Source organism: Cytobacillus horneckiae (assembly GCF_002835735.1).
Lineage (GTDB): Bacteria > Bacillota > Bacilli > Bacillales > Cytobacillaceae > Cytobacillus > Cytobacillus horneckiae.
The window spans coordinates 1-3,284 of sequence record NZ_PISD01000044.1; the positions used below are offsets into that span (position 1 = coordinate 1).

General features: G+C 38.8%; 3 protein-coding genes. 2 read left to right on the plus strand and 1 reads right to left on the minus strand.

Features of this window, described 5'->3' with window-relative positions:
- A partial coding sequence (gene mobV / locus CWS20_RS19025) for a MobV family relaxase (RefSeq protein ID WP_101226364.1) occupies window positions 1-1,340 on the plus strand: 1,340 nt, incomplete at its 5' end.
- Window positions 1,340-1,537 (plus strand): hypothetical protein, encoded by a 198-nt coding sequence (locus CWS20_RS19030; protein WP_048558833.1) that lies wholly within the window; start codon window positions 1,340-1,342, stop codon window positions 1,535-1,537. The genes mobV and CWS20_RS19030, both read left to right, overlap by 1 nt.
- Before the next feature lie 13 nt (window positions 1,538-1,550).
- Here CWS20_RS19030 and CWS20_RS19035 read toward each other — a convergent pair whose 3' ends face one another.
- Complete coding sequence (locus tag CWS20_RS19035) at window positions 1,551-2,108, minus strand: replication/maintenance protein RepL (protein ID WP_048558832.1); 558 nt, start codon at window positions 2,106-2,108, stop codon at window positions 1,551-1,553.
- Window positions 2,109-3,284 lie beyond the last annotated feature (1,176 nt).

Here is a 3,284-nt window from a genome sequence, read left to right on the forward strand (position 1 = left end):
ACTCCATTATCCGAATGCAGAAAATGAAATCAAATGCGATAAAAGGGATTCAATTTCACAACCAAAGAGAGAGGGAAAGTGAAACGAATCCCGACATCAATAAAGCTGATTCTCATCTGAATTATGACTTGATAAACGGTCAAAGGCAGATTGATTACAACGAGAAAATTAGCCAAGTAATTGAGGACAATGTGACCTCTGGAAAAAAGATCCGTAAAGATGCAGTTAAGCTGGCTGAATTCTTAATTACCTCTGACAAGGAATTCTTCGATAAAATTTCACCCAAAGAGCAGAAAAGGTATTTTGAAACGGCTCATGAGTTCCTTGCTGATCGATACGGTGAAAAGAATTTAATCTATGCGACTGTTCACTATGACGAGAAAACCCCTCACATGCACGTAGGCTTCGTTCCAGTAACGGAGGATGGCCGACTATCGGCTAAAGATTTCTTTGGCCAGAAAAAGCAACTGGTGAGTCTTCAGGACGATTTTAATCAGTACCTGAAGCAAAATGACTTTAATTTGGAAAGAGGGGTCTCGTCGAGCCGTAAACACGTGGAGACGGCTAAATATAAGGCTCAAACGTTTCAAAGCATGGAGAAGGAAGCCCAAGAGAAATATGAGCGGACAATGGGGCATATTCAAGAGATTGATGATAAATCGAAATCGATTGCGAATATCGAAGCTAAAAAGGTTCTAGGGCTTGTTGGAATGAAGGAACAAGACTACAAAAGCCTAGTCGATTATGCGACCAATGGTGTGGCTTATCAGCTACAAGCAGAGAATCTGCAGAAAGAGTTGGAAAAGACTCAAAAAGAAGTTACGCAGCTGAAAGCTGATATGCAAATTGGACAAGATAAAATTCGCTATTACTACAAAGATATTGAAGAGAATTTAGACTCCTTAGCAGAGAAAAAAGCACTGCAAAAAGTGAAGCAAACAGACATTGTAAAGAACTATGGAGACTTGATAGAAAAGTACAATGGACTCGTTAATAAATATAATGACCAGTTGAAGGAGAAAAAGGAGTTAAAACAACAGGTGGACACTCTAAAAATTGAGAACCGGTCTTACCAAAATGAGAATCGGGAATTGAAATTAGAGAACGGAAAATTGAAGGGAAAACTCGTGCAGATCAGCAAGGAGTTTTCTGTTTTTAAAGAGAGGGTGGGCAAAGTTTTACACGCTCAACTTGACCGAGTAAAAACGTTCTTGAGGATGAATGATGTAGACCGAAGTACAATCAAGTTCCTGGATGATAGGCAAGATAAATTAGTCCAGGACTCTTTAGAAAAAATGGAGAAGCCACAAAGGCAAAAAGGGATGGAGATGGAACGCTGATGAAGGTGAAACAATTGGTTGAGAAGTTGGAGAAACTAGACCAAGAGGGAGAATTAATGCTTTTTATGAGGGATAGAAAGAGACCTCATTTAGGTTCTGGAACTCTTATTCCAATAAAAGATATTGGTGTTTTTACAAGTGTTGACCAAGATTCAAATGAGGGCAAATATGCTCTTGAAATAAAGAAAGGCGAGTAGTTATCTACTCGCTTTATTTTAAGTTTTCACGTTCTCTAAGGGCTTTAAATTTATCAAATTGGCTTTTGTATTCAAAGTCCTTGTTTTCCTTTTTGCTGACAAGGATTTTACCATCGTATTTAGCAAATTTCTTTTTGTCATTGCCATCTGTCCAAGCAAGGTCTTCGTTCACTACATAGACGTTTGATGTTCCCATTTTTAAAACATTTAAAAATCCATTCTCCTCTAAAAGCTTTACTGCTCTGTAAACTGTTGACCTTGATTTGCCAAAATAATCTTCAAAAACTGCATAAGAACAAGCTAAAGCATTTCTGTTATCCATGTGTTCCAAGATAAAAAATAATAAAGAACTTGCGAAGTTATGATTTGCCATTAACCATCTTAATTCTGGCATGTTGTCACGATAAAGCTGGATGAAATTATGATTTTTCTTTTTCTCTTCAAATTGCTCTTTGTCTTTGTTTTCTTGCTGTTCAAGATCAATAAGTCTTTGAAGCATTTGAAGTTGTTCAGGGGTTAACTCAACATTAATTTTTCTCTGCTCGTCCAATTTACGCACCTCTGCTGGCATAGAATCCTTCTCTCCCTTGTTATGTATCATCAGCTGTGATACCTATATGTATAATTTATGACACATCATAGGTCAAAAATGAACTATAGTCAAGCAAAAAATGACACATCTTAATTCAACTATGTGTCACAAGCTATGACACATATACGTGTCACAAGCTATGACACATTACCTTAACTAAAACATTGATATATCAACATTTTTTCTGTGTTCCCTTCTATATCTCCTAAAGGGCTTTTCTCCACGCAAGGTTCGGGTAGTATTTTTCGGACAGACCACCGAAAAATCTCCACCCTTTTCTCCTTGCATTCCGAAATTTTGGCGGTGCTGTACTTTCGCCAAGCCGACGTACCTAAAACGAGGAATTCAGGAAATCGGCTTGCTCGAGCCATTATACCGCCAAAACCGCCAGAGCTTCCGTTCATAAATTTTCTCTTTTGCCTTATGGATCTACGCAATATGGGGGCTTCCCCCAAACCCCCTTGCCAGCCTCCACCCTAAAACAAGGGGAGAATTGATGGTGTTCGAATAAAAATCTTTGATATTTAGAAATCTAATTTTAAAGAAGGGAGTTGAGCTTTCATGAATAGTAACAGTAGCATTAATAAAAGTAATTTAAATTTATTAGCCGTAGTAGCACTAGGATTGACGACAATTTACACCGCAATATTAGCGACTCAATTAATGTCCACAAAACATAAAGTTGATTATTTATATTACAAAGAACATTTTCAAAAAAATAATAAGGGGAATAATAATTAATCGCTAAAACAATGAGAGGCGCTCTAGAAGCGTCTTTTTTTGCTTTTTAAGGGTTTTTACTAGGGGCAACCTCTTACAAAGGCGAGAGAGGCCCGTATGGCGTCTGTCAACGGTACCGGACCGAAGGGAGGATAAGGAGTTGATAGACTCACTTCACCAAGACCCTCTTGGTGTCTCAAAAGGCAACACCTTTTGAGCTGCCTACCGGCGAGGGAGCCCCTCAAGGATTGAGGGGTTGGGGAGTTCGATTAAGGGGGTCTGGGGAAGAGTTCCCCAGTGGGTTTGGGCAAAGCCCAAGGTTTGGCTTTTAGCGTCGCAGACCACATGAAACTTTGCGTGCAAAGTGTAGTGTGTTACACTTTACACTTTCTATTAATCTATCGATTTTCAGAAAGGGTGCGTACCCCATGAGTT